This is a genomic window from Pectobacterium nicotianae, from assembly GCF_023272715.1.
Lineage (GTDB): Bacteria > Pseudomonadota > Gammaproteobacteria > Enterobacterales > Enterobacteriaceae > Pectobacterium > Pectobacterium brasiliense.
The window spans coordinates 2,741,267-2,762,835 of sequence record NZ_CP096821.1; the positions used below are offsets into that span (position 1 = coordinate 2,741,267).

The following is a 21,569-nucleotide window of genomic DNA, read 5'->3' on the forward strand; positions in this document are numbered from 1 at the left end:
TTTCATCCCAAAGCGCTCAACGTAAGTTAAAAAAACGCCCTGTTGGATAAACCAGACAGGGCGTTTAATTATCGGCACGATTTTAGCGACTTACTATTTGTTCTTTACTCTTTCTGTTCCTGTGCCAAATCGTTAGCGATTTTCACTGTTTCATCCAGATAAGGATCGGGTGCCTGATAGTCTTTCGGCAGATCTTCCAGCGATTTGAGCGGTTTTTTACCTTCTCTCGCCAGTCGATCGTTAATCCGCTTCAGACGCATCGCTTCATCATCGTCATTCTCTTTCTCGCGCTGGGCAAGGTTGAGCGACACGATGTTGCGCTTATCCTTCAGCGCGTTGTAGCGAGCAATATCTTGCGCGACATACTGGAACTCAGGATCTTTGGCGATACGCTCCTGATGATGTTCATTCAGTTTGCTGATCAGTGCCTTCAGATCGCCGCTCTTCGTGTAGTTCGCCGCTTTGATGCTGTCCCACGGTAGCGCGTTATCTTCAAACTTCTCACCGGTATCTACCGTTTCCGTGCCGGTTGGCATCATCACGTCAGGCGTCACGCCTTTCATCTGAGTACTGCCACCGTCAATACGATAGAACTTCTGAATCGTATATTGCACAGAACCCAGCGCTGGCCAGTCAGGACGCAGCATCTGATCGTAAATCCGATTCAGAGAGCGATACTGCTGTACGGTGCCTTTACCAAACGTCGGTTCACCGACGATCAAGGCACGACCATAATCCTGCATTGCCGCTGCGAAGATCTCGGAAGCAGAAGCACTGAAGCGGTCTACCAGCACCACCAGCGGGCCTTTGTAATACACAATGCCGTCGGTGTCGCTGTCTTCGCGCACTTTGCCGTTATTATCGCGTACCTGAACCACAGGGCCGCCTGGGATAAACAGACCAGAAAGCCCTACCGCTTCCGTCAGCGCACCGCCGCCGTTAGTACGTAAGTCAATCACAATGCTGCTGACGTTCTGTTTTTCCAGCTTCTGGAGCTGAACTTTCACGTCATCCGTCAAGCCGACATAGAAACCGGGGATGTCCAGCACGCCGACTTTATCCTTGCCGACCGTCTTGACGGACATTTTAACCGCGCGGTCTTCAAGGCGAATGCGTTCACGCGTCAGCGTAACAATGCGGGTTTTCGTCCCCTTGCCAGCAGGCAGAATCTCCAGACGCACCTTACTGCCTTTCGGCCCTTTAATCAGCGCAACGACATCATCCAGACGCCAGCCGATAACATCGACCATTGGCTTACCGCTTTGGCCTACGCCAACCACGCGGTCACCGACGGTAATGTTTTTGCTTTTCGCTGCCGGACCGCCTGGCACCATAGAATTAATCATGGTGTAGTCGTCATCCATCTGCAGCACCGCGCCAATCCCTTCGAGCGACAGGCTCATTTCGGTATTGAATTGCTCGGTGTTACGCGGTGACAGGTAGCTGGTATGCGGGTCAATTTCACGCGCAAAGGCGTTCATGACGAGTTGGAAAACATCTTCGCTGTTGCTTTGCGCCAGACGGCGAATCGCAAACTGGTAACGCTTGGTCAGCGTCTCTTTGATGTCTTTATCATCTTTACCGGTCAGCTTCAGGCTGAGCCAGTCATATTTTACCTTGGCATCCCACAGGCGGTTAAGTTCACCCACGTTCTGCGGCCAAGGGGCTTTGCTGCGGTCGAGCTCAAACGTCTCATTGCCCGTCAGATCGACTGGTTTATCCAGCAGCGACAGTGCATATTGAAAACGCTCAAACCGACGCTTCTGCGCCAGATTGTACAACGCGTACGGAACATCCAGTTGACCGGATTTCAGCGCGTCGCCCAACTGGGCTTTTTGCCCGGAAAATTGTGCCACATCAGAGGCCAACAGCACGTTGTGGCTGTAGTCCAGCATATTGAGGTAGCGGTTAAAAATTTTCTCAGAGAACTGCGCATCCAGCATAAACTGGCGATAGTGCGAACGCAGGAAACGTGAGGCCACCCTGTCGCTAACGGTAGCGTGCTGAGGCTCCTGATGTAGCTGAGGAATCTGTTCAACACGCGTAATGTTTTCATTTGCAAAACTGGAGCCCGCCAGCAGTAAACCTGCGATGGCGGTTATTTTGACTAAGTTGTTCATGCCCAGGTTGGCCTCCGTATCAGAACTGCAAGTGTTCTGCGCGTACAATCATTGCCAGTCCAGAAGCCAATTGTACTCTGACTTCGCCTTTGGCAATTTCAAGCACGGTGGCATCCATGGCGTCTTTGCCGGCTCTGACTTTGATTTCCTGACCGATTTGCAGTTTGGAAACATCCGTAACCGCTACCCGTTGACGCTCATTGCTGGCAGGTTTTGCCTGACGAGATTGAGCATTCGCGGATTGCTGAGAAGAGGGCTGCGATTGGCCGGAAGAAGGCTGACGTGGATTACGCGGTGCACGGTTTTGAGATGCATTGTTTGAAGCATCACGGCGCGGCGCACGTTTCTGAGCAGGACGAGGAGTACGCGCTGCTTCTGCCGATTCTCCGGCTGCTTCACGTTTTTTCGCCTGTTGCTCAGCACGCTGAGCCTGAACTCGCGCTTTCGCTTCTTCCAATTGCTTACGAGCATGATCGACATGCTGCTGTTCCAACTCACCGCATGGGTTACCATCCAGATCCACACGTTGGGCACCCAATTTTACACCGTACAGATACCGCCAGCTTGAGGTGTAAAGACGCAGCGCAGAGCGTAATTGCGTCTTACTGACGTTATCGGACTCCGGAACACGCTCAACAAGATCCTGAAAAATACCGATCTTTAACGGACGAGTTTCACCTTCAGTGGTGAAACAAAGCGGGAACCGCTCTGCCAAAAAGGCAATGACTTCTTTACTACTGTTCAACTTAGGTTGATTTTCCATGAAATTTCCTGATTACAACGGGTTTGCCAACCGGCGCAGGCATGAACAGGCGTCATTATAATGACGCCATCGGCAATTGCCACGTTAACCTTGTCTCAACGTGAGAGAATTGATGAATGTCATCACATCACTCGCTTCCAGTTGAGCACAAAGTACGCTCACCACGGCCTTCAGCCCTTCTTCATCATCTGCGTCAAAACGCTGATAAAGGGTACTGTCAATATCCAGAACGCCAATCGGTTGCCCGTTAACGACAAGCGGTAGCACAATTTCAGCATTACTCGCGGCATCACAGGCGATATGACCAGGGAACGCATGGACATCATCCACGCGCTGAATGCGATTTTCAGCTATCGCCGCACCGCATACACCTTTGCCAACCGGAATACGCACACAAGCAACCTTGCCCTGAAACGGTCCCAGGAACAGCGTGTCGTTATCCAACAGGTAAAACCCTGCCCAGTTAACCCCATCCAAACGCTCAAACAGCAGCGCACTACTGTTTGATAAAATCGTAATAAAACGGTTTTCATCCGCGATAAGCGATGACATGTCGCGAATGAGATCCTGATAAAATTCTTGTTTGTTCATACTTGCTTATTCATAAAGTATATCGTTGTCTTTTCAAAACAGTGCGAACCGTTTCCACACAAACTGCATTAGCATCGGTTACAGAATGCCATAAGATTAGCGCCTTCGCGCGAAGAATCATCCACTTTACTGTACCGCTGTCGTGCATATCATGCTATTTCCACCTGTAAAATAATATCGGGCAGAGATCAGAGCCTTATTATGAATTTATCATTCAGTGAGCCTTCAGTTACACTAAATAGCTGTGAATACGTTATCTATCGTGAATATAACGGGACTTAACACCTTCTATCGGATCGCAGGAAAGATGAAAATACAGAGTATAACCAGCCCTGCACCGTTTCCGTCTCCCCGACCGCCGTTAACCGAGGGGGCGAAAAGTGCCGTACCTGCGATCGATCGCTATCACCGCTGCCCTGAATGCGATGCCTTTTTTGCGTTGCCGCAGTTGAAACGAACTCAGACGGCGAATTGTCCACGCTGCGATGCCAAAGTCAGTTCAGGCCGAGACTGGAGTATTTCTCGTCTTGCTGCGATGGCCGTCGCCATGCTGGTACTGATGCCGTTCGCCTTCACTGAGCCGTTGATCAGTATTCGACTGCTGGGCGTCACCATCAATGCCAGCCTGTTTGAAGGCATTTGGCAAATCACCCGTCAAGGGCACCCGCTCACGGCAAGTATGGTCGCCTTCTGTACCGTTGGCGCCCCGCTCACGCTGGTTTTTTCTCTGTTATACCTGTTCTTTGCTCCCCGAATCGGGATGAATCTGCGGCCCATCCTCCTCATGTTGCAACGGCTAAAAGAGTGGATGATGCTGGATATCTATCTGGTCGGCATGGCCGTTGCCGCAATCAAAGTCCGTGAATTTGCAGATGTTCAGGCGGGAATCGGGCTGGTCGCCTTTCTGGCACTGATGACCTTAAGCCTGTTGACGCTGATTCACTTAAATACCGACCAGCTTTGGCAGCGGTTTTATCCGCGCATGAGGCCGTTGATTGCGCCGGATCGCTATCGAATCTGCCTTTCCTGCCACTTCACCAGTTCGCCCGACAACCGGGGTCGTTGCCCCCGGTGCCATATTCCGCTTCGCTTGCGCCAGCGGCAAAGTCTGCAAAAATCTTGGGCAGCGCTCATTGCCTCTATAATTTTACTGCTCCCCGCTAATCTGTTGCCCATATCAATTATTTATGTCAACGGTGCGCGTACGGAGGACACGATTTTTTCCGGTATTCTTTCGCTTGCGTCAGGCAATGTTCCGATCGCGCTGGTGGTCTTTATCGCCAGTATTCTGGTGCCGTTTACTAAGGTTATTGTGCTGTTCGGGCTGCTGGTGAGTATCCATCTTCGCTCAGAAGGCAACATAATGATGCGCATGAAGATGCTGCGCGTTATCCGCTGGATCGGTCGCTGGTCCATGCTCGATTTATTTGTGATTGCTCTGACGATGTCGCTCGTCAACCGCGATCAATTACTCGCTTTCACCATGGGGCCTGCTGCCTTTTACTTTGGCGCAGCGGTGATTCTCACTATCCTTGCCGTTGAATGGCTGGATAGCCGACTGATGTGGGATAACACTGATGTGGAATAACAATGCAAGATAATACGCCTGGGACACCAACTGAAGCTACCGTGAAGAACAAGCGTCGCCTGTCGCCGTTTTGGCTGCTGCCGCTGATTGCGTTGATGATTGCCGGCTGGCTGATTTACACCAATCAGCAGGAGCGCGGCGCAACGGTCACCATCGATTTTGTCTCTGCTGACGGTATTGTCGCTGGACGTACCCCCGTGCGCTACCAGGGGGTCGAAGTCGGCACCGTGCAAAATATCAAGCTGAGTGAAGACCTGCGTACCATTCAGGTCGAAGCCAGTATCAAAAGCGATATGAAGGAAGCGTTGCGCAGCGGCACGCAGTTCTGGCTGGTTACCCCGAAAGCCTCTCTCGCTGGGGTGTCAGGGCTGGATGCGCTGGTGGGCGGTAACTACATCGGCATGATGCCCGGCTCCGGCGATCCGCAAGAGCACTTTTCCGCGCTGGATACGCAGCCCAAGTACCGCGTGAATACCGGGGAACTGCTGATTCATCTCCATGCCGACGATCTCGGCTCACTGAATACCGGTTCGCTGGTTTACTACCGAAAAATCCCGGTGGGGAAAGTCTACGATTACACCGTTTCCCAGGATAGCCACGGTGTGATGATTGACGTGCTGGTTGAACGCCGCTTTACCCATCTGGTGAAGAAAAATAGCCGCTTCTGGAATGTGTCTGGCTTTAATGCGGACATTAGCGTCAGCGGCGCAAAAATTGAGATGGAGAATCTGGCGGCGCTGGTTAACGGCGCGATCGCATTCGATTCGCCGGAAGAGAGCGAGAATGCGGGTGCCGAACAATCCTATCGCCTCTATCCCGACCTGGCACAAAGCCAGCGCGGTGTGAAAATCACGTTGGATTTGCCTTCCGGCGACAGCCTATCCGAAGGGCGCACTCCGCTGATGTATCAGGGATTGGAAGTCGGCACGCTCAATAAAATCACGTTGAACCCAGACAACGGCAAAGTCAGCGGAGAGCTCATCATCGATCCTTCCGTGGTTTCTCTGATGCGGGAAGGCACGCGTATCGAACTCAGCAAGCCCCAGCTTTCACTCAGCGACCTGAATGTTTCACGTCTGCTGAGCGGCCCAACGCTGACGCTCATCCCCGGTGAAGGCGAACCGCGCCAGCATTTTGAGGTACTGGATAGCGGACAACAGCAGCTCACCCAGCCCGGTGCGCTTTCTATTCAGCTCACGGCTGCACAAAGCTATGGCATTGATAGCGGCCAACCCGTGCTGTTGCACGGTGTGCAGGTCGGTCAGGTGGTGAAACGCACGCTGGACGAACAAGGTGTCAGCTTCCTTTTGGTGATCGAGCCACGATATCGTCAGCTATTGCACCGCGACAGCAAATTCATCGTGAACAGCCGTGTGAATGTGAAGATGGGGCTGGATGGAATTCAGGTGCTGGGTGCCAGCGCGCAAGAGTGGGTCAGCGGTGGTATTCAGGTTTTACCGGGCAGCAAAGGCGATGTTCAGACGCGTTACCCGCTGTTCAGCGATCTCGAAAAAGCCGAAGAAGGCATTCGCGGTGCCACGCCGTCCCCGACTCTTACCTTAGTGACTGACAGCCTGCCGGATATTCAGGACGGTTCCATCGTGCTGTACCGTAAATTCCAGGTAGGCGAAATCATGCGGGTGCGACCGAAGGCGGACACCTTCGAGGTTGACGTTTATATTCGTCCCGAACACCGCAAGCTACTGACGGAAAACAGCGTGTTCTGGGCAGAAGGCGGTGCCCGGGTACAGTTGAATACGTCGGGCCTGACCGTGCAGGCTTCTCCGCTGAACCGGGCGCTTAAAGGGGCGATCAGTTTTGATAATCTGGAGGGCGCACCGGAAATTAAAGGTGGCAAACGCGTTCTGTATAACAACGAAACATCGGCACGCGCCGTGGGGAGCCGCATCATTCTGCGCACCTACGATGCCAGCAAACTCGCGCCGGGCATGCCGATCCGCTATCTGGGAATCGATATCGGCCAGTTGGATTCGCTGAAGCTGTCCGAGCAGCGTAATGAAGTGCTGGTGCAGGCTGTCCTCTACCCTGAATACGTGCGTAATTTCGCTCGTTCCGGGACGCGTTTTTCCGTCGTCACGCCAGAAATTTCCGCTGCCGGAGTGAATCATCTGGAGACGCTATTCCAGCCTTATATCAACGTCGAACCGGGTAACGGCAGCGTAACGCGGAGTTTTGAGCTGCAGCAGGCTACCATCTCTGATTCTCGCTATCAGGACGGCTTGAATATCAGCGTTGATGCACCGGAAGCCGGCGCGTTGCAGGTTGGTACGCCAGTGCTGTTCCGCGGCATTGAAGTCGGTACGGTAACCGGGCTGTCGCTGGGCACGCTTTCCGACCGTATCGCCGTGTCGCTGCGTATCAGCAAACGCTATCAGCATCTGGTGCGCGACAATTCCGTCTTCTGGCTGGCTTCGGGTTACAACCTGGAATTCGGCCTGACGGGCGGCGTCATCAAGAGCGGAACCTTCCAGCAGTTCATTCGCGGCGGTATCGCGTTTGCCACGCCACCCAGTACGCCTCTCGCTCCCAAAGCACAGGAAGGAAAGCATTTTCTGCTGAGGAACGAAGAGCCTAAAGAGTGGCGGCAATGGGGTACAGCGATTCCAACTCCCAATAATTAAACTCACCACCGGACAGGGCGACCCTATCGTCGCCCTGTCGTTTTCACGCGCCGTCTCGTCGTTTTCACATGATGTATGAAGGATCCGTGCTACACTTCGCCGCTTCTTCCCCTCGTTTTACTGAATAACTTGTACGGAACCACGCCGTGGCAAAATTTACCCCAGCCAGCCTGCCTGCTGAATTTCTCGACACTATGCGGGACATCATGCCTTCATCCCTTTCGATGGAGGATTTTATTGCCGCCTGCCAGCGTCCGCTGCGTCGGAGCATCCGCGTGAATACGTTAAAAATCAGCGTCGATGCCTTTCTTGAGCTTGTACAGCCTTATGGCTGGCAGCTTGAGCCGATTCCCTGGTGTCAGGAAGGCTTCTGGCTGCTGAATGCGGAAGAAGAGAACACGCGGCTAGGCAATACACTGGAGCACCTGAGCGGGCTGTTTTATATTCAGGAAGCCAGTTCGATGCTGCCCGTCAGCGCCCTGTTCCATCGCAACGATGCGCTGGAAACGGTTTTGGACGTCGCGGCCGCTCCGGGTTCTAAAACAACGCAGATCGCGGCCAGATTGAATAATGAAGGGGCTATCGTCGCCAATGAGTATTCAGCCAGCCGGGTAAAAGTGTTGCATGCCAACATCAGCCGCTGCGGCGTCAGCAATACCGCGATCACACACTTCGATGGGCGGGTTTTCGGCGCGGCACTGCCGGAGTATTTTGATGCGATTCTGCTGGATGCCCCGTGCTCGGGTGAAGGCGTGGTGCGTAAGGATCCTGCGGCGATGAGCCACTGGTCGCAGGAGAGCATTACCGATATTGCGGCCACACAGCGTGACCTGATTCTGAGCGCGTTCCATGCGCTGAAGCCTGGCGGCGTGATGATTTACTCCACCTGTACGCTAAATAAGCACGAAAATCAGCAGGTTTGCCATTGGTTACAGACACAGTTTCCTGATGCGTGCGAATTTGAATCGTTACACGATCTCTTCACCGACGCCGAACGCGCGACAACCGAAGAAGGCTTCCTGCACGTCTTCCCACAGATTTATGACAGCGAAGGCTTCTTTGTTGCCCGTTTGCGGAAAACTGCCAGCGTGCCGCCGCTGCCACGACCTGGCTATAAAGTGGGTAAATTCCCGTTCTCTCCGATGCTGCCCAAAGATTCTGCATTACTCAAACAGGCAGCAGGCAAACAGGGTCTTAACTGGGATGAGACGTTACTTCAGCTGTGGCAGCGTGATAGCGAGATCTGGCTCTTCCCTGCGGCGCTGACGTCTGCTTTTGGCAATATCAAATTCTCACGAATTGGCATTAAACTCGCTGAACGCTTCCCTAAAGGTTTCCGCTGGCAACATGAAGCCATTGTTGCGCTGGCCGATCCGAACGCGAAGAATGCCTACGCGCTGACCGATCGCATCGCTTGTGAGTGGTTTCAGGGGAAAGACAGCTATCCAGAACCGCTTCCTGCTGCGGATGAGCTCATTTTAACCTACCAGAACACGCCCGTCGGCCTGGCCAAACGTATCAACAGCCGGATAAAAAACAATCTGCCGCGCGACCTCGTGCGGGATGGCGCGACCTCCGCTCAGCCTCTTTCTAAAGAATAAATGCGGTTTCTGCATCAGGTGGCGATAAAACCACCTGATGAACCGCCCGTTCTGCCTTTCCTCACTGATTTTCATCTACAATTATCCTGACAGATAGAGAAAATCGCGGTAATGTCTGGAGAACGGCATGTTTGCATTAGTGATATTTGTTTGTTATCTCGGGCATGGCTGTGACGATTTGGTCGTCGGTGCCTACAACACCGAAGCGCAGTGTCTGCAAGCGATGGACGAACAGCGCCTGCGCCGCGCGGGCTGCTTCCCCATCGAAGACTATATTGACGGCTTCTGGATCCCCGCTCAGGAATACGCTGATTTCTAGTTTTTTCACCTGAGTATTTTCATCGACACACGCCAAAACCGCGCATGCCAAAGTGAAAGTGATTAGCGTGTGCGGCGTTATATTCCGGCCCCAGCGCGTTACCGAAAAAGCGACAGCTTTCCCTGAACGTGGTACGCAAATAGCTGCCGCGTTCGTCCGTTGCCGACCACTGATTCAGGACGCTAACCTGCCGACCGTCAGAGAGACGAAACGCGGCAATATCCCACGCGTCCGCCGTTGCATGCTCGCTCAAACGCCCTTCCGGTCGATGGTAGATATTACGACAGGCGTAGCTACCCATATGGTCGATACGCGTCAACGACGTGCCAAGTGACTGCGCCTGCGGCACCGCGACCTGTGCCACAAACATGGTGCTACTCAGCGCCAGCGGGCAACTGGCAAGAAAACTGGAACTGAGTGTGACCGCACCAAAACCTTGTATCCGGACGGGCGATGCTACCGGACATTGCCCACTGATATCATTGGCCTCGGAGAATCGCAGTCGCCCATTTTCCTGCGCCTGCTTTAATACCGCCAGACAGGCCTCAGGATCGCTGGCGACAGACTTCATTTTCAGCCGAGTAATAAACGTGGGTGGGTCATCAACGGACAGCGGAGAAAAAGGATCGTAGCCGGGCGGGAGTTGACGTTGGATCCAGGGTGCCAGAGCCACCAACGCCCCAAGTATTACCACTACTATTACCCATCCCCGCATCCGTTTCGTCTCCCGATGATTGTCTTCTCCTGAATAATATTATGCTATTAACGTGAACTCGGCAGGATTCATCCCCAACGCGATCCCTGCCTCCACGATTTTCTGCCACTCCTGATCGGACAAGTCAATACCGTCTGCACAACGCTGTGCCTGCGAAATACGCTCCGGTTCACCAGCGATTAAAATAGGTTGCGCCGGTTCGGGAGCCGTTGAAGAGCGAACGTAGTCCAGCATCGCATCATATTCTTTCTGCAACCACGCCATAGAAACCATACTGGCGGGATCGATAACAATCGTCGTCATGTTATTCACTATCGCCCCCTGACGCGCGTTCTCCGGTTGAATGGTTCCTCCACCAGACAACAGCCCTGCCAGCATTTCCGCTGCTAAAATCAACCCGCCGCCTTTATGCTTCGCAATGGGTTTCAAGGCTCCGTGCTTTTCGCCTTCCCACATGACTTTCGGATCGTTCGTGGAAACACCGTGACAATCCAGCATGACCTCTTCATCAAACGTTTTGCCCGCCAGATACGCGACGCGGGTTTTCCCCAGCGCAACCACGCTGGTGGCGAAATCCAGAACAAAGGCCGCATTATGCTCCGTTGGCGGGAATACAATGCAGATAGGGTTCGTCCCGAAACGGGCTTCGCTGCCACACCAGGGAGCCACAATCGGGTCGAGATCGTTAACGTTGACGAAATGTATCGACACGAGCCCGGCGTCCGCCGCCATTTCCCCATAAGTGCCGATGCGTCCCAAATGGCAGGTAGACGACAGCGTCATTAAACACACGCCCGTCGTTTTCACTCGATCAATAGCCGCCTGCATCGCTTCTTTACCCGTACGCTGACCAAAACCGCGATCGCCAGTAAATTGCAGCACCGCCCCACTGTCACGCACTAAACGCGCTGGCGTATTCGGGTGCATGATGCCTTTCTCGATGAACGCCACATAATGTGGCAACATCCCCACGCCGTGGCTGTCATGCCCTTTCAGGTTCGCGGCTACAAGGTGTTCGGTGACAATTCGAGCTTCGTTTTCTTCACATCCTGCTTTTTGCAATACGCTTTGCGTCGTCGCCATCAGACGGCTGGCTGAAATCTGCATATCCCTTCCCTTCATCGACTGATTTATGCTTCACCGATTTCATCCTACTGCGGAACTGGAATGAATAAAATATAAACAAATCAAGCGAGATACCAATCGGTGCGATTGCTTTAACCATCTGGTGAAGGATCTCCCCCAGCAGTACCATCCCCGACGTTGTAAGACGTACGCAGAGACGGCTGACATATATAGGGTTGCCTACTTATCGGGCATAGATAATATGGATTTTATTTAAATGAAAAAGACATCGCGTTTTCTTCTGGCGCTTGCTGGATTATGGTTTTCCGTTACTGCTTATTCCGCAGCGCCTCCCTCACCTCACGCAGAGGAAACACGGATACCTGCCATCAAACTCATCAATACGCCAGATAATCACTCGGCCTTCGTAACAGGCAGCGTGCCCGCTCTGGAAAAAATCACTGCACAAAAATTCTGGCTCAGCAATTCCACGGAAGCGTGGGAGATGAACGTTCACCCAGCCCCGCGCAAGCAATATGTCATCACGCTGAAAGGCACATTGAAATTTCGAGTTAGCGATGGTTCCACTTTTCTGCTTTCTCCTGGAACCGTCTTGATTGCCGCCGACACTCAGGGAGAAGGACATAGTTGGGAGATGGTTGAAGGGACTGAATGGGTTCGGATTTATATTCCAATTGTGGATGAGAGCGATTATTTCACCCCCGATGCATCGGTCACCGCCGCGCATAAAGCGCACTAACTTTTCGCTGCATATTGGCGACGGAAGCCCGTCGCCAACCTATTAAGCCTTATTCGCATCAAACGGATCATCGACATCATCCTTGCTGTCATCACGTTTGCGCGGAATCTCTCCCTGATCTTTTGGTGCATCTTTTGCCGGATGGTCATTTTCATCCTTGTGTTTGGTGCCCGTATTTTTCTCAGTCATTGTTTCCTCCCATTACGTCGTGTTCTATAAACTTAGTCGATAACGGATATAAACGGGATATGAACCTGTCGATTAGATTGTGATAAAAGGCATTTTATAATGAAGGTAGAGAAATTATGTCCGTTCGCTATGCAGCAGTTAATGAAACTGAACGCTTACGGATGATGAAGAATAAAACAATATAGGCTGCTGAGTGCTGAAGATAAAATTCAGTAAGTGGCTATGAGATATAAAAACAAAAACCCCCAGCTTTACGCTAGGGGTTCTAAATGTTTTCTTGACTGCTCCGGATTAAACCATCATCGCTATCGCAAGAGAAACATTAATTCAATTACAGCGCGACAACGTTGCCAGCTGCTGGGCCTTTCTGGCCGTTTTCGATGGTGAACTCAACCTTTTGGCCTTCGTCCAGCGTTTTGAAATCGTTGCTCTGAATAGCAGAGAAATGTACGAATACATCTTTGCTGCCGTTGTCAGGAGTAATGAAACCAAAACCTTTACCAGCGTCAAACCATTTTACTAAACCAGTCATTTTGTTAGACATAAATATTACCTTAATTTGTATAGTGCCTTCCGGCAAATAGGGCCTGTGCACAGAATTTAATTAGCAACGATAAGGAGGCTCAAAAGAAGGGATATCTATGGATAACACTTGGAAATGAGAACTGCTTTACTAAACTGCTTTTTAGGTCTGCGAATCAAACCGACCACTCATTAACGCATGTATAAATATCTTTAGCAAGCGTTTATTTTTAAAAACCTTTAAAAGGCCCGCAGAGACGAAACTCACCTCGTGCCGACATCTTAATTGGCAAAAATCGCCAACCGATACATCAAAAAAAAGACCGAACACGATTCCTGTATTCGGTCTAGGGAAATGGCTCTTGGGAGAGCCGTGCGCTAAAAGTTGGCATTTATACAAGCTGTACTAGCCCTGTAGACTTAAGCTTAGCCAACTACCTCGCGTTTTCCAGCTTTAACCTATTCGCAATCATCACAAATGGAACAGATTTCACACTTTATCTTAACCATAAAGAAGTAATTATTTAACATCAATAGGTAAATCAATCACTTCATGGTTTAGCGTCTGGCTTACACAACTGCTCTGCACGTTCAATAAATGGCTGAAGGCTTTTTTTCTGTCCGGGATGCTTAGGGTCGTCCAGCCAGATCGCGTCTATCGGCTGCGCACTCACCTGCCCGGCTTTCATTTGCGCAATGGCAACATCGTTTAGCGGATATTGCATCAGCGTCCCGGTATGTAAGGCGTACAGCGCATTGCCGGGGCGGCAAATCAGTTGAACTTCTTCACGCGTGAAAGCCCAGCGATCGCCGTATTCAAACCGGCTTATATTTGCCAGTTTAGCGGCAGCAAAGGCATTCACAGAAAGTGAAGTAAGCACGATAGATAGCAAAAATTTCTTCATCATGGTATTCCCGACATGGCGTATTCAAACAATGATGTGTGTGAGTTTTGCAGCCTTATCCGAATCAGAGAAAGACAGCCTCAACCCTTATAAAACAGAATGTTGTATATCACGACTGATCCGATCATAGCGACAGAGGAAGGTGAAGTCGAGTGTGGTGTTCAGGAATAATATCGGTAGTTTGGTACTGGTAGAAAGGGGGTTCGGGAGGGGAAAATGGCGGGATAAGGAGAACATTATCCCGCATCATTCAACGACTCATTGGCCGACAGAAGCGCCGCTTGTCATTAGGTTGACGGGGCCGCCGCAGACATTTTTTTCAGGTCCTGATCGATGAAGAACAGGCCGCCTTCGCTGGCTTTGACTAACGCCAATTTGTCCAGAATAGAACGGAACAATTTCTCTTCTTCGTGCTGCTCTGCAACGTACCATTGCAGGAAGTTGAATGTAGAGTAATCCTGCAGCGCCATCGCCTCATGCGCCAGCTCATTAATTTTTGCGGTGATCAGCTGTTCGTGTTCATAGGTCAGCTTGAAGACATCAGCCAGTGAATCAAAATCAATCGGCGGTGCAGCAATCGCGCCTAATACAGGCAGGCTTCCTGTGTCGTCCAGATAGTCAAACAGGCGCTGCATGTGCTGCATTTCTTCCTGAGAATGCGTCTTCAGGAAACTGGATGCGCCTTCAAAACCTTTGTCACCGCACCATGCGCTCATTTGCAGATACAAATTCGCGGAATAAAACTCCAGATTAAGTTGCTCATTCAGCTTCTGAATCATTTCTTTTTTTAACATGTTAACTCCCTATTTTCCCGGCAGGTGAAATTATTCAGGGCATTATGCCTGAAAAAATAAAATAAAAAACACTTTATTAACATTGATATTCAATAAACAAAAAACACCATACAAACAACAAGTTAAAATTCATGTTATTGATATTTATTATCACTTAAGTCTTAGAGAAAATATATTATTGCGAATCATTTTTATTATCAAAAATAACAACTACGAGCGATATTATGTATGGTACATTTGTATTAAAAATGATTCCCATTTCGTAATGAGAATAATAAACATCCACATAATAAGGTGAACGCTTGCCATTTTCCTGTCACTACTTTACCGTGGCACGCATCAGTCTGTGGCCAATAGGCAGGAGAAAACGGTATGGGATACAATCTGGCAGAATTGTCCAAAGAAGAGATGGATAAAGTTAACGTAGACTTGGCGGCATCAGGCGTGGCCTTCAAAGAACGTTACAATATGCCGGTCATTCCCGAGGTCGTTGAGAGAGAGCAACCCGAGTACTTGCGTGACTATTTTCGCGAACGCGTGATGTTTTATCGCCAGCGCTCACTACAGTTCTCTCGCTTACCCTACGAACCGAAGTCTAAGTAGGCTTATCCTTTCATTCCAACCTACGACGACCTTGCCGTGGAAAACATCCCTTTCCACGGGTTACATTCTTACACAGCAAAAACGATTTTCTGCTTGCATATCGGCCCGCACAAGAGGTTAATGGAGTGGCAACCTACCCTTTTATCACGCGAGGCAAGATATGAGTAAAGGTCTGGATAGCAAAAAGAACAGTAAGAAGAAGCCCCTGAAAACGGCCGCTGAAAAACGGGCCGATAAAAGGGCAAAGAAACCGCAGGCTGATATTACCTGAGTCGTGATATGACCTAAGTAATGTGCCATGCCGATCGGGTAAACCCGAAAACGGGTTTACCCTCATAACCAACGCGTTATTCGTGCGCTTCCTCAACCATTTCAAGCACCATCAGCAGAAAAGCATATTCCAACGCAATATCATCGTAACGTTTAAAACGACCGGATTTTCCGCCGTGCCCGGCATCCATATCGGTGTATAGCAGCACCAGACGATCGTCCGTTTTAACTTCACGTAATTTCGCCACCCACTTTGCAGGTTCCCAATACTGAACCTGAGAGTCGTGTAACCCGGTCGTCACCAGCAAATGCGGATAGCGTTGCGCGGTAATACCGTCATAGGGGCTATATTGCTTGATGTAGTCATAATAGATTTGTTCATTCGGATCGCCCCACTCGTCATACTCGCCGGTCGTTAATGGGATAGACTCATCCAGCATTGTCGTCAGCACATCAACGAAGGGAACCTGAGCAACAACGCCCTTGAATAGATCGGGAGCCATGTTCACTACTGCGCCCATCAATAGCCCGCCCGCACTGCCCCCCATAGCAAACATGTTGTTCCTGTCGCCATAACCTTTTTCTATCAATGCCTGAGACACATCGATGAAGTCAGTGAAGGAATGCATTTTATTGAGCAGGCGGCCATCGTCGTACCACTGCTGACCCAGCTCACCGCCACCGCGAATGTGCGTTAAGGCAAAGACGAACCCTCTGTCCAGCAGACTCAGACGGCTAACGCTAAAATCCGGATCCATGCTATGGCTATAAGCACCATAGCCGTAGACCAGTATCGGGTTCTTGCCTGGGCTGAAATGATCGCGATGATAAACGAGGGAAACGGGAACATCGACGCCATCCCGAACCGTGATCCACAAGCGCTCGCTCCGGTAATTGTCCGGTGAGAAATCTTTCACTTCGGCTTGTTTAAGTAACTGCTGCTCGCCTGTGTCCAGATTCAATTCATACAGCGTGCTGGGCGTTGTCATTGATGAATAGCCATACCGCATCAATGCCGTTTCTGGCGTAGGGTTGTACGATAGCCACGTCACATAGCTCGCATCATTAAAGGTGATCGCTTTTTCTTCCTGCGTCTGCCAGTGAATCTGGCGCAAGCGGGTCAAACCGCGCTCACGTTCTTCAACCACCAGCCAGTCACGGAACAGCTCAAAACCTTCCAGTACACGGTGTTCATGTGGTGCAATCAGCGTTTCCAGCGTTTGCTCATCGGGCCTATCCGAACGGTAGAGGCCAAAATTTTTCCCTTCCCGATTGGAGCGCAGATAAAACTTATCCTGATAGTGATCGATGCCATATTCATGATCTTTTCGACGTGGAATGCCTATCTGCGGCAACGCATCCGGGCGCGTCGCGTCAAGCAACAACACTTCGCTCGTCGTCGTGCTACTGAGATAAATGGTGATGTAGTGCTCTGATGTCGTTTTACTCAGGCTAACGTAATAGGTGTCGTCTTTCTCTTCATAGATCAGCTCATCCAACGCCGGATCGCTTCCCAGACGGTGGCGATAGACCTGATATGGCAACAGCGTTTGCTCATGTTTACGCACGTAATACAGAACCGTCGAATCCGCCGACCATTCCGCCCCTGCGGTCACATTTTCGATCACATCCGGTAACCACTCGCCGCTGTTTAGATCGCGAAAACGAAGCGTGTACTGCCGACGGGATAAAAAGTCCTCCGAGAGCGCCAGCAGCGTGTTGTCAGGGCTAACCTCAAGCGTGCCGAGACTGTAAAATTCATGCCCTTCCGCACGTTGATTCCCATCCAGCAACGTTTCCCACGCATCTGTTGCCTGCTCAGGCTGACGCAGATAGATGGCGTACTCTTTCCCCTGCTCATAGCGGCTTTGGTAACGATAGCCTTTTCTGACATACGGCACAGACATATCCGTCGACGGAATGCGTTTAACCATTTCGTCATACAGTGCCCGCTTGCGTGCGTTATGAGGTTCCATGACGGCTTCGCTATAGGCGTTTTCCTGCTTCAGATAGTCCAACACCTGTGGATCGGTACGCTGGTCATCACGCAGCCAGTAATAATTGTCGATACGCGTATCGCCATGTGTACTTAGTGCATGGGGTCTTTTTTCAGCTTGCGGTGTCTTCATGGCGTCGGATCTCGTTGTCTTGACATAAAATTTTCGCTTTGTAAGAAGAGTGGCACGATTGCCCGGCAATGCCAAGCCACGTCCTTATCTCTTGGTGCGCTTTTGCGCATCGCATTCCACCGCCCGCCCTCATTAATGCGCACGCAAACGTTTTCGTTTATACTGCGGCCATTTTTCACAACCCGATCAGGTATAAGGTTATGTTAACAATTGGAACCGCCCTGCGTGCGGATGCCACACGAGTGATGCTGCTTGGCTCCGGTGAATTAGGCAAAGAAGTGGCGATTGAGTGTCAGCGTCTGGGAATCGAAGTGATTGCGGTCGATCGCTATGCCGATGCCCCCGCCATGCAGGTTGCGCATCGCAGCCACGTCATCAATATGTTGGATGGCGATGCATTAAAAGCGTTGGTTGAAGCCGAACGTCCTGATTACATCGTGCCGGAAATCGAAGCCATCGCAACTGACATGCTGGTGACGCTGGAAAAGCAGGGTCACCATGTTGTTCCTTGTGCCGAAGCGACGCGCCTGACGATGAATCGCGAAGGTATCCGTCGTCTGGCCGCTGAAACACTCGGCGTTCCCACTTCCACCTACCGTTTTGCCGACAGCGAAGAGAACTTTCGTCAGGCGGTAGAGGCGATTGGCTACCCTTGTATTGTTAAGCCGGTCATGAGTTCCTCTGGTAAAGGGCAAAGCCTGATTCGCTCTGCTGAGCAGTTAGATCAGGCGTGGCACTATGCCCAGCAGGGTGGACGAGCAGGCGGCGGACGCGTCATCGTGGAAGGACTGGTTAATTTTGATTTTGAGATCACCTTACTGACGATCCATGCGGTTGACGGCATTCATTTTTGTGCGCCAATCGGTCATCGACAGGAAGACGGCGACTATCGTGAATCCTGGCAACCACAGCAGATGAGCGCGCTGGCGCAGGAACGCGCACAGAAGATGGCCAGCGATGTCGTGAAAGCGCTCGGCGGCTATGGCCTGTTCGGCGTGGAGCTGTTCGTCTGCGGCGATGAGGTTATTTTCAGTGAAGTCTCCCCTCGCCCGCACGATACCGGCATGGTGACGATGATTTCTCAGGATCTGTCCGAGTTTGCGCTGCACGTTCGCGCGTTCCTGGGGCTGCCCATTGGCGCAGTGCGTCAGTATGGCGCATCGGCTTCCGCCGTGATTTTACCGGAACTGGATAGCACCAACGTGCGTTATCAGGGGCTGGAAGGCGCACTGTTGCCTCATACGCAAATTCGCCTGTTTGGTAAACCGGATATCAGCGGCAAACGCCGTATGGGTGTCGCGTTAGCCAGTGCGGAAACCACGGATGATGCTGTCGCCATCGCCAAGCGCGTTGCAGCGGGCGTAAAAGTCAGCGGCTGATACATTCATTGATCGCAGGATGACGGACAGGGATGTCCGCCATAAAAAAACGTAGGGAACGTTTTTCAACGTCGCTTGCGACGGCCCGGAGGGTGACGGACAAGGATGTCCGTCATAAAAAAGGCCACTCGCAGTGAGTGGCCTTCGTCATTCAGTCACGAGCAAACTTAAGCTTTTGCACCCGCAACGGCTTCACGCGCCAGTTCAGTAATACGTGCGTAATCACCGCTTTCCAGCGCGTCGTTCGGCACCAGCCATGAACCACCCACGCACAGCACGCTTTTCAGCGCCAGATAGTCGCGGTAGTTATTCGGCGTAATGCCACCCGTTGGGCAGAAACGAATCTGAGCAAACGGACCTGCGATCGCCTGGAGCGCTTTCACGCCGCCGTTAGCTTCCGCGGGGAAGAATTTGAACTCACGCAGGCCGTAATCCATACCCAGCATCAGTTCAGATACGGTGCTGATACCCGGGATCAACGGGATGTTGCCTTCCGTTGCGGCTTTCAGCAGCGGCTCGGTCAGGCCTGGGCTGATGGCAAACTGCGCACCCGCCTCAACCACCGCAGCCAGTTGCTCAGGGTTTGTTACCGTACCCGCACCCACGATAGCTTCCGGTACTTCTTTGGCAATCGCGCGAATCGCTTCGATGGCACAGTCGGTACGCAATGTCAGTTCCAGAACGCGAACGCCGCCCGCGACTAACGCTTTTGCCATCGGCACCGCGTGTTCCAGTTTGTTGACCACAATCACAGGAACAACGGGACCCGTTGTCAAAATCTGTTCCGCGCTCGTTTTCCAGTTTTTCATCAAAAGTTATCTCCAGTCATGCCCGAGGGCATCATTAATTATATAGCGCGCCCCTGCCACAGGGATCTGCGTCGCCGCAGATGTCCGACCGCACCGTGAGCCATACATTAAAAACTGTGGGAGGCCGACCATTGTCGGCCAGCCCCCCATTACTGACGTATTACCAAAAAATTACTCAAACTCATTCCAGGAACGGCCATCGCGGGTAATCATCGCCACAGATGCCACCGGCCCCCAGCTTCCTGCCTGATACGGTTTCGGTGCATCGTTGTCCATCGCCCACGCATCCATGATGGAGTCCACCCATTTCCAGGCTTCTTCAACTTCATCACGACGGACAAACAGCGCCTGAATCCCACGCATGGTTTCCAGCAGCAGACGCTCGTAAGCATCGGCCAAATGCTGCTGATTAAAGGTTTCCGAGAAGCTCAGATCCAGCTTCACTGTTTGCAGGCGGTGCTTATGCTCTAGCCCCGGAATTTTGTTCAGAATCTGGATTTCCACACCTTCATCCGGCTGCAAGCGAATGATCAGCTTGTTCTGCGGCAGTTGTTGGTAGGAATCATGGAACAGGTTCAGCGCAGGGTTCTTAAAGTACACCACCACTTCTGAACATTTGGTCGGCAGGCGTTTACCAGTACGCAGGTAGAACGGCACACCAGACCAGCGCCAGTCATCGATATCAACGCGAATCGAGACGAAGGTTTCCGTGCTGCTGCTTTTGTTCGCACCCTCTTCTTCCAGATAGCCCGGTACTTTATGTCCCTGAACAAAACCAGACGTGTATTGGCCGCGAACGGTGGTTTCATGCACGTTGGAGCGATCGATACGACGCAGTGAACGCAGCACTTTCACTTTTTCATCACGGATGCGGTCGGTCGTCAAATCAGACGGCGGCGACATCGCAATCATCGTCAGAATCTGTAACAGGTGGTTCTGGATCATATCGCGCATCTGGCCGGCTTTATCGAAATAGCCCCAGCGCCCTTCAATCCCGACTTCCTCGGCTACCGTGATCTGCACATGGTCGATCGTCCGGTTGTCCCAGTTTGAGGAGAACAGCGAGTTGGCAAAACGCAGCGCCAGCAGGTTCAGAACGGTCTCTTTACCCAAATAGTGGTCGATGCGGTAAACCTGACACTCGTTAAAGAATTCCGCGACCTGATCGTTAATGACGCGAGAAGACGCCAGATCGGTACCCAGCGGTTTTTCCATTACCACGCGCGCGGGCTCTTTATTCAGCCCTGCCGTTCCCAACCCTTTGCAGATCGCACCGAATGTACTCGGCGGCATGGCAAAATAGTTGATGGTGGTACGATTTTTCTGGTCAAGCATCTTGCCCAGCTTGTTGAAGGCTTTGGTGTCTTCCACATCAAGATTGCAGAAATCCAGCCGACTGCTTAGCGTTTCCCACAACTTATCGTCGATGGCTTCTTTCATAAAGGTGTCAAGCGCTTCGCGCACGACGCGGGTATACTCCGCTTTATCCCAATCCGCACGGCCCACCCCGATAATTCGGGTGTCCGCATGGATGTGACCTGCTTTTTCCAACTGGTAAAGGGAAGGCAGCAATTTACGGCGTGCCAGATCGCCCTTAGCTCCGAAAATAACCAGATCGCACGCTTGGGCTGTTGAAGTTACCGCCATGTTCATCTCCTCGTTGCAGGATGCTGTAATTTTATTACAGCGATAATGTACTCTTTTTGACTACAGCCAGTAAACCCATCATAAAAATGCCAAATAATGGTCGGGATTGACTGAAAACCATGCATAAATCGGTCTGTGCAGTGGCTGAAGTCACTTAT

Annotated in this window: 19 protein-coding genes; 7 read left to right on the forward strand and 12 right to left on the reverse strand. The window is 51.5% G+C overall.

The window, feature by feature from the left end:
* Nucleotides 1–104: 104 nt before the first annotated feature.
* The 3 genes from prc to msrC all read right to left on the reverse strand — a co-directional run bounded on the left by prc (nucleotide 105) and on the right by msrC (nucleotide 3,474).
* On the reverse strand, nucleotides 105–2,120 hold the full coding sequence (gene prc / locus MYB54_RS12320) for a carboxy terminal-processing peptidase (RefSeq protein ID WP_010275794.1): 2,016 nt from the start codon (nucleotides 2,118–2,120) through the stop codon (nucleotides 105–107).
* A 19-nt stretch (nucleotides 2,121–2,139) separates the two neighbouring features.
* A complete protein-coding gene (gene proQ / locus MYB54_RS12325; protein ID WP_014915232.1) occupies nucleotides 2,140–2,883 on the reverse strand; it encodes an RNA chaperone ProQ in 744 nt (247 codons plus the stop codon).
* An 84-nt stretch (nucleotides 2,884–2,967) separates the two neighbouring features.
* The gene (gene msrC, locus MYB54_RS12330) at nucleotides 2,968–3,474 is read right to left on the reverse strand and encodes a free L-methionine (R)-S-oxide reductase MsrC (RefSeq protein WP_010275800.1); all 507 of its coding nucleotides are present in this window, start codon (nucleotides 3,472–3,474) and stop codon (nucleotides 2,968–2,970) included.
* Nucleotides 3,475–3,781: 307 nt separating this feature from the next.
* Here msrC and yebS point away from each other — a divergent pair, with 307 nt between their 5' ends.
* The 4 genes from yebS (at nucleotide 3,782) to MYB54_RS12350 (ending at nucleotide 9,624) form a co-directional block, all read left to right on the forward strand.
* Entirely contained in the window at nucleotides 3,782–5,062 is a 1,281-nt protein-coding gene (gene yebS, locus MYB54_RS12335) for a membrane integrity lipid transport subunit YebS (protein ID WP_014915231.1), read from the forward strand.
* A gap of 2 nt (nucleotides 5,063–5,064) precedes the next feature.
* Entirely contained in the window at nucleotides 5,065–7,704 is a 2,640-nt protein-coding gene (locus MYB54_RS12340; RefSeq protein WP_039554913.1) for a PqiB family protein, read from the forward strand.
* Between the two features lie 146 nt (nucleotides 7,705–7,850).
* Complete coding sequence (rsmF, locus tag MYB54_RS12345; RefSeq protein WP_248720823.1) at nucleotides 7,851–9,305, forward strand: 16S rRNA (cytosine(1407)-C(5))-methyltransferase RsmF; 1,455 nt, start codon at nucleotides 7,851–7,853, stop codon at nucleotides 9,303–9,305.
* A 127-nt stretch (nucleotides 9,306–9,432) separates the two neighbouring features.
* Nucleotides 9,433–9,624, forward strand: a complete 192-nt coding sequence (locus MYB54_RS12350) for a YdfD/YebW family protein (protein WP_014915228.1) — start codon at nucleotides 9,433–9,435, stop codon at nucleotides 9,622–9,624.
* 19 nt (nucleotides 9,625–9,643) lie between these two features.
* On the opposite strand, the gene MYB54_RS12355 is transcribed toward MYB54_RS12350, so the two are convergent.
* Both MYB54_RS12355 and MYB54_RS12360 read right to left on the reverse strand, forming a co-directional pair.
* A complete protein-coding gene (locus tag MYB54_RS12355) occupies nucleotides 9,644–10,339 on the reverse strand; it encodes an extensin-like domain-containing protein (protein ID WP_039496047.1) in 696 nt (231 codons plus the stop codon).
* 39 nt (nucleotides 10,340–10,378) lie between these two features.
* The gene (locus tag MYB54_RS12360) at nucleotides 10,379–11,446 is read right to left on the reverse strand and encodes a malate/lactate/ureidoglycolate dehydrogenase (protein ID WP_014915226.1); all 1,068 of its coding nucleotides are present in this window, start codon (nucleotides 11,444–11,446) and stop codon (nucleotides 10,379–10,381) included.
* 235 nt (nucleotides 11,447–11,681) lie between these two features.
* On the opposite strand from MYB54_RS12360, the gene MYB54_RS12365 reads away from it, so the two are divergent.
* The gene (locus tag MYB54_RS12365; protein ID WP_014915225.1) at nucleotides 11,682–12,164 is read left to right on the forward strand and encodes a cupin domain-containing protein; all 483 of its coding nucleotides are present in this window, start codon (nucleotides 11,682–11,684) and stop codon (nucleotides 12,162–12,164) included.
* Nucleotides 12,165–12,206: 42 nt separating this feature from the next.
* On the opposite strand, the gene MYB54_RS12370 is transcribed toward MYB54_RS12365, so the two are convergent.
* The 4 genes from MYB54_RS12370 to ftnA all read right to left on the reverse strand — a co-directional run bounded on the left by MYB54_RS12370 (nucleotide 12,207) and on the right by ftnA (nucleotide 14,574).
* The gene (locus MYB54_RS12370; RefSeq protein WP_010275828.1) at nucleotides 12,207–12,353 is read right to left on the reverse strand and encodes a hypothetical protein; all 147 of its coding nucleotides are present in this window, start codon (nucleotides 12,351–12,353) and stop codon (nucleotides 12,207–12,209) included.
* Between the two features lie 331 nt (nucleotides 12,354–12,684).
* Nucleotides 12,685–12,897: a cold shock protein CspG gene (gene cspG / locus MYB54_RS12375; RefSeq protein WP_010275831.1), complete on the reverse strand. Its 213-nt coding sequence runs from the start codon at nucleotides 12,895–12,897 to the stop codon at nucleotides 12,685–12,687.
* A 529-nt stretch (nucleotides 12,898–13,426) separates the two neighbouring features.
* Nucleotides 13,427–13,783: a YebY family protein gene (locus MYB54_RS12380; RefSeq protein WP_080163711.1), complete on the reverse strand. Its 357-nt coding sequence runs from the start codon at nucleotides 13,781–13,783 to the stop codon at nucleotides 13,427–13,429.
* 284 nt (nucleotides 13,784–14,067) lie between these two features.
* Nucleotides 14,068–14,574, reverse strand: coding sequence for a non-heme ferritin (ftnA, locus tag MYB54_RS12385; RefSeq protein ID WP_010275837.1), 507 nt, complete (start codon nucleotides 14,572–14,574; stop codon nucleotides 14,068–14,070).
* Between the two features lie 372 nt (nucleotides 14,575–14,946).
* Between ftnA and MYB54_RS12390 the strand changes: the two genes are divergently transcribed.
* Nucleotides 14,947–15,177, forward strand: a complete 231-nt coding sequence (locus MYB54_RS12390) for a DNA polymerase III subunit theta (protein WP_010275841.1) — start codon at nucleotides 14,947–14,949, stop codon at nucleotides 15,175–15,177.
* A 347-nt stretch (nucleotides 15,178–15,524) separates the two neighbouring features.
* Here MYB54_RS12390 and MYB54_RS12395 read toward each other — a convergent pair whose 3' ends face one another.
* Nucleotides 15,525–17,576, reverse strand: coding sequence for a S9 family peptidase (locus MYB54_RS12395; protein WP_248720824.1), 2,052 nt, complete (start codon nucleotides 17,574–17,576; stop codon nucleotides 15,525–15,527).
* 200 nt (nucleotides 17,577–17,776) lie between these two features.
* Here MYB54_RS12395 and purT point away from each other — a divergent pair, with 200 nt between their 5' ends.
* Nucleotides 17,777–18,955, forward strand: a complete 1,179-nt coding sequence (gene purT / locus MYB54_RS12400) for a formate-dependent phosphoribosylglycinamide formyltransferase (protein ID WP_014915166.1) — start codon at nucleotides 17,777–17,779, stop codon at nucleotides 18,953–18,955.
* Between the two features lie 167 nt (nucleotides 18,956–19,122).
* On the opposite strand, the gene MYB54_RS12405 is transcribed toward purT, so the two are convergent.
* Together MYB54_RS12405 and zwf are read right to left on the reverse strand one after the other, a co-directional pair.
* The gene (locus MYB54_RS12405; RefSeq protein WP_010275853.1) at nucleotides 19,123–19,764 is read right to left on the reverse strand and encodes a bifunctional 4-hydroxy-2-oxoglutarate aldolase/2-dehydro-3-deoxy-phosphogluconate aldolase; all 642 of its coding nucleotides are present in this window, start codon (nucleotides 19,762–19,764) and stop codon (nucleotides 19,123–19,125) included.
* A gap of 171 nt (nucleotides 19,765–19,935) precedes the next feature.
* The gene (gene zwf, locus MYB54_RS12410; protein WP_014915165.1) at nucleotides 19,936–21,411 is read right to left on the reverse strand and encodes a glucose-6-phosphate dehydrogenase; all 1,476 of its coding nucleotides are present in this window, start codon (nucleotides 21,409–21,411) and stop codon (nucleotides 19,936–19,938) included.
* Between the last annotated feature and the right edge of the window lie 158 nt (nucleotides 21,412–21,569).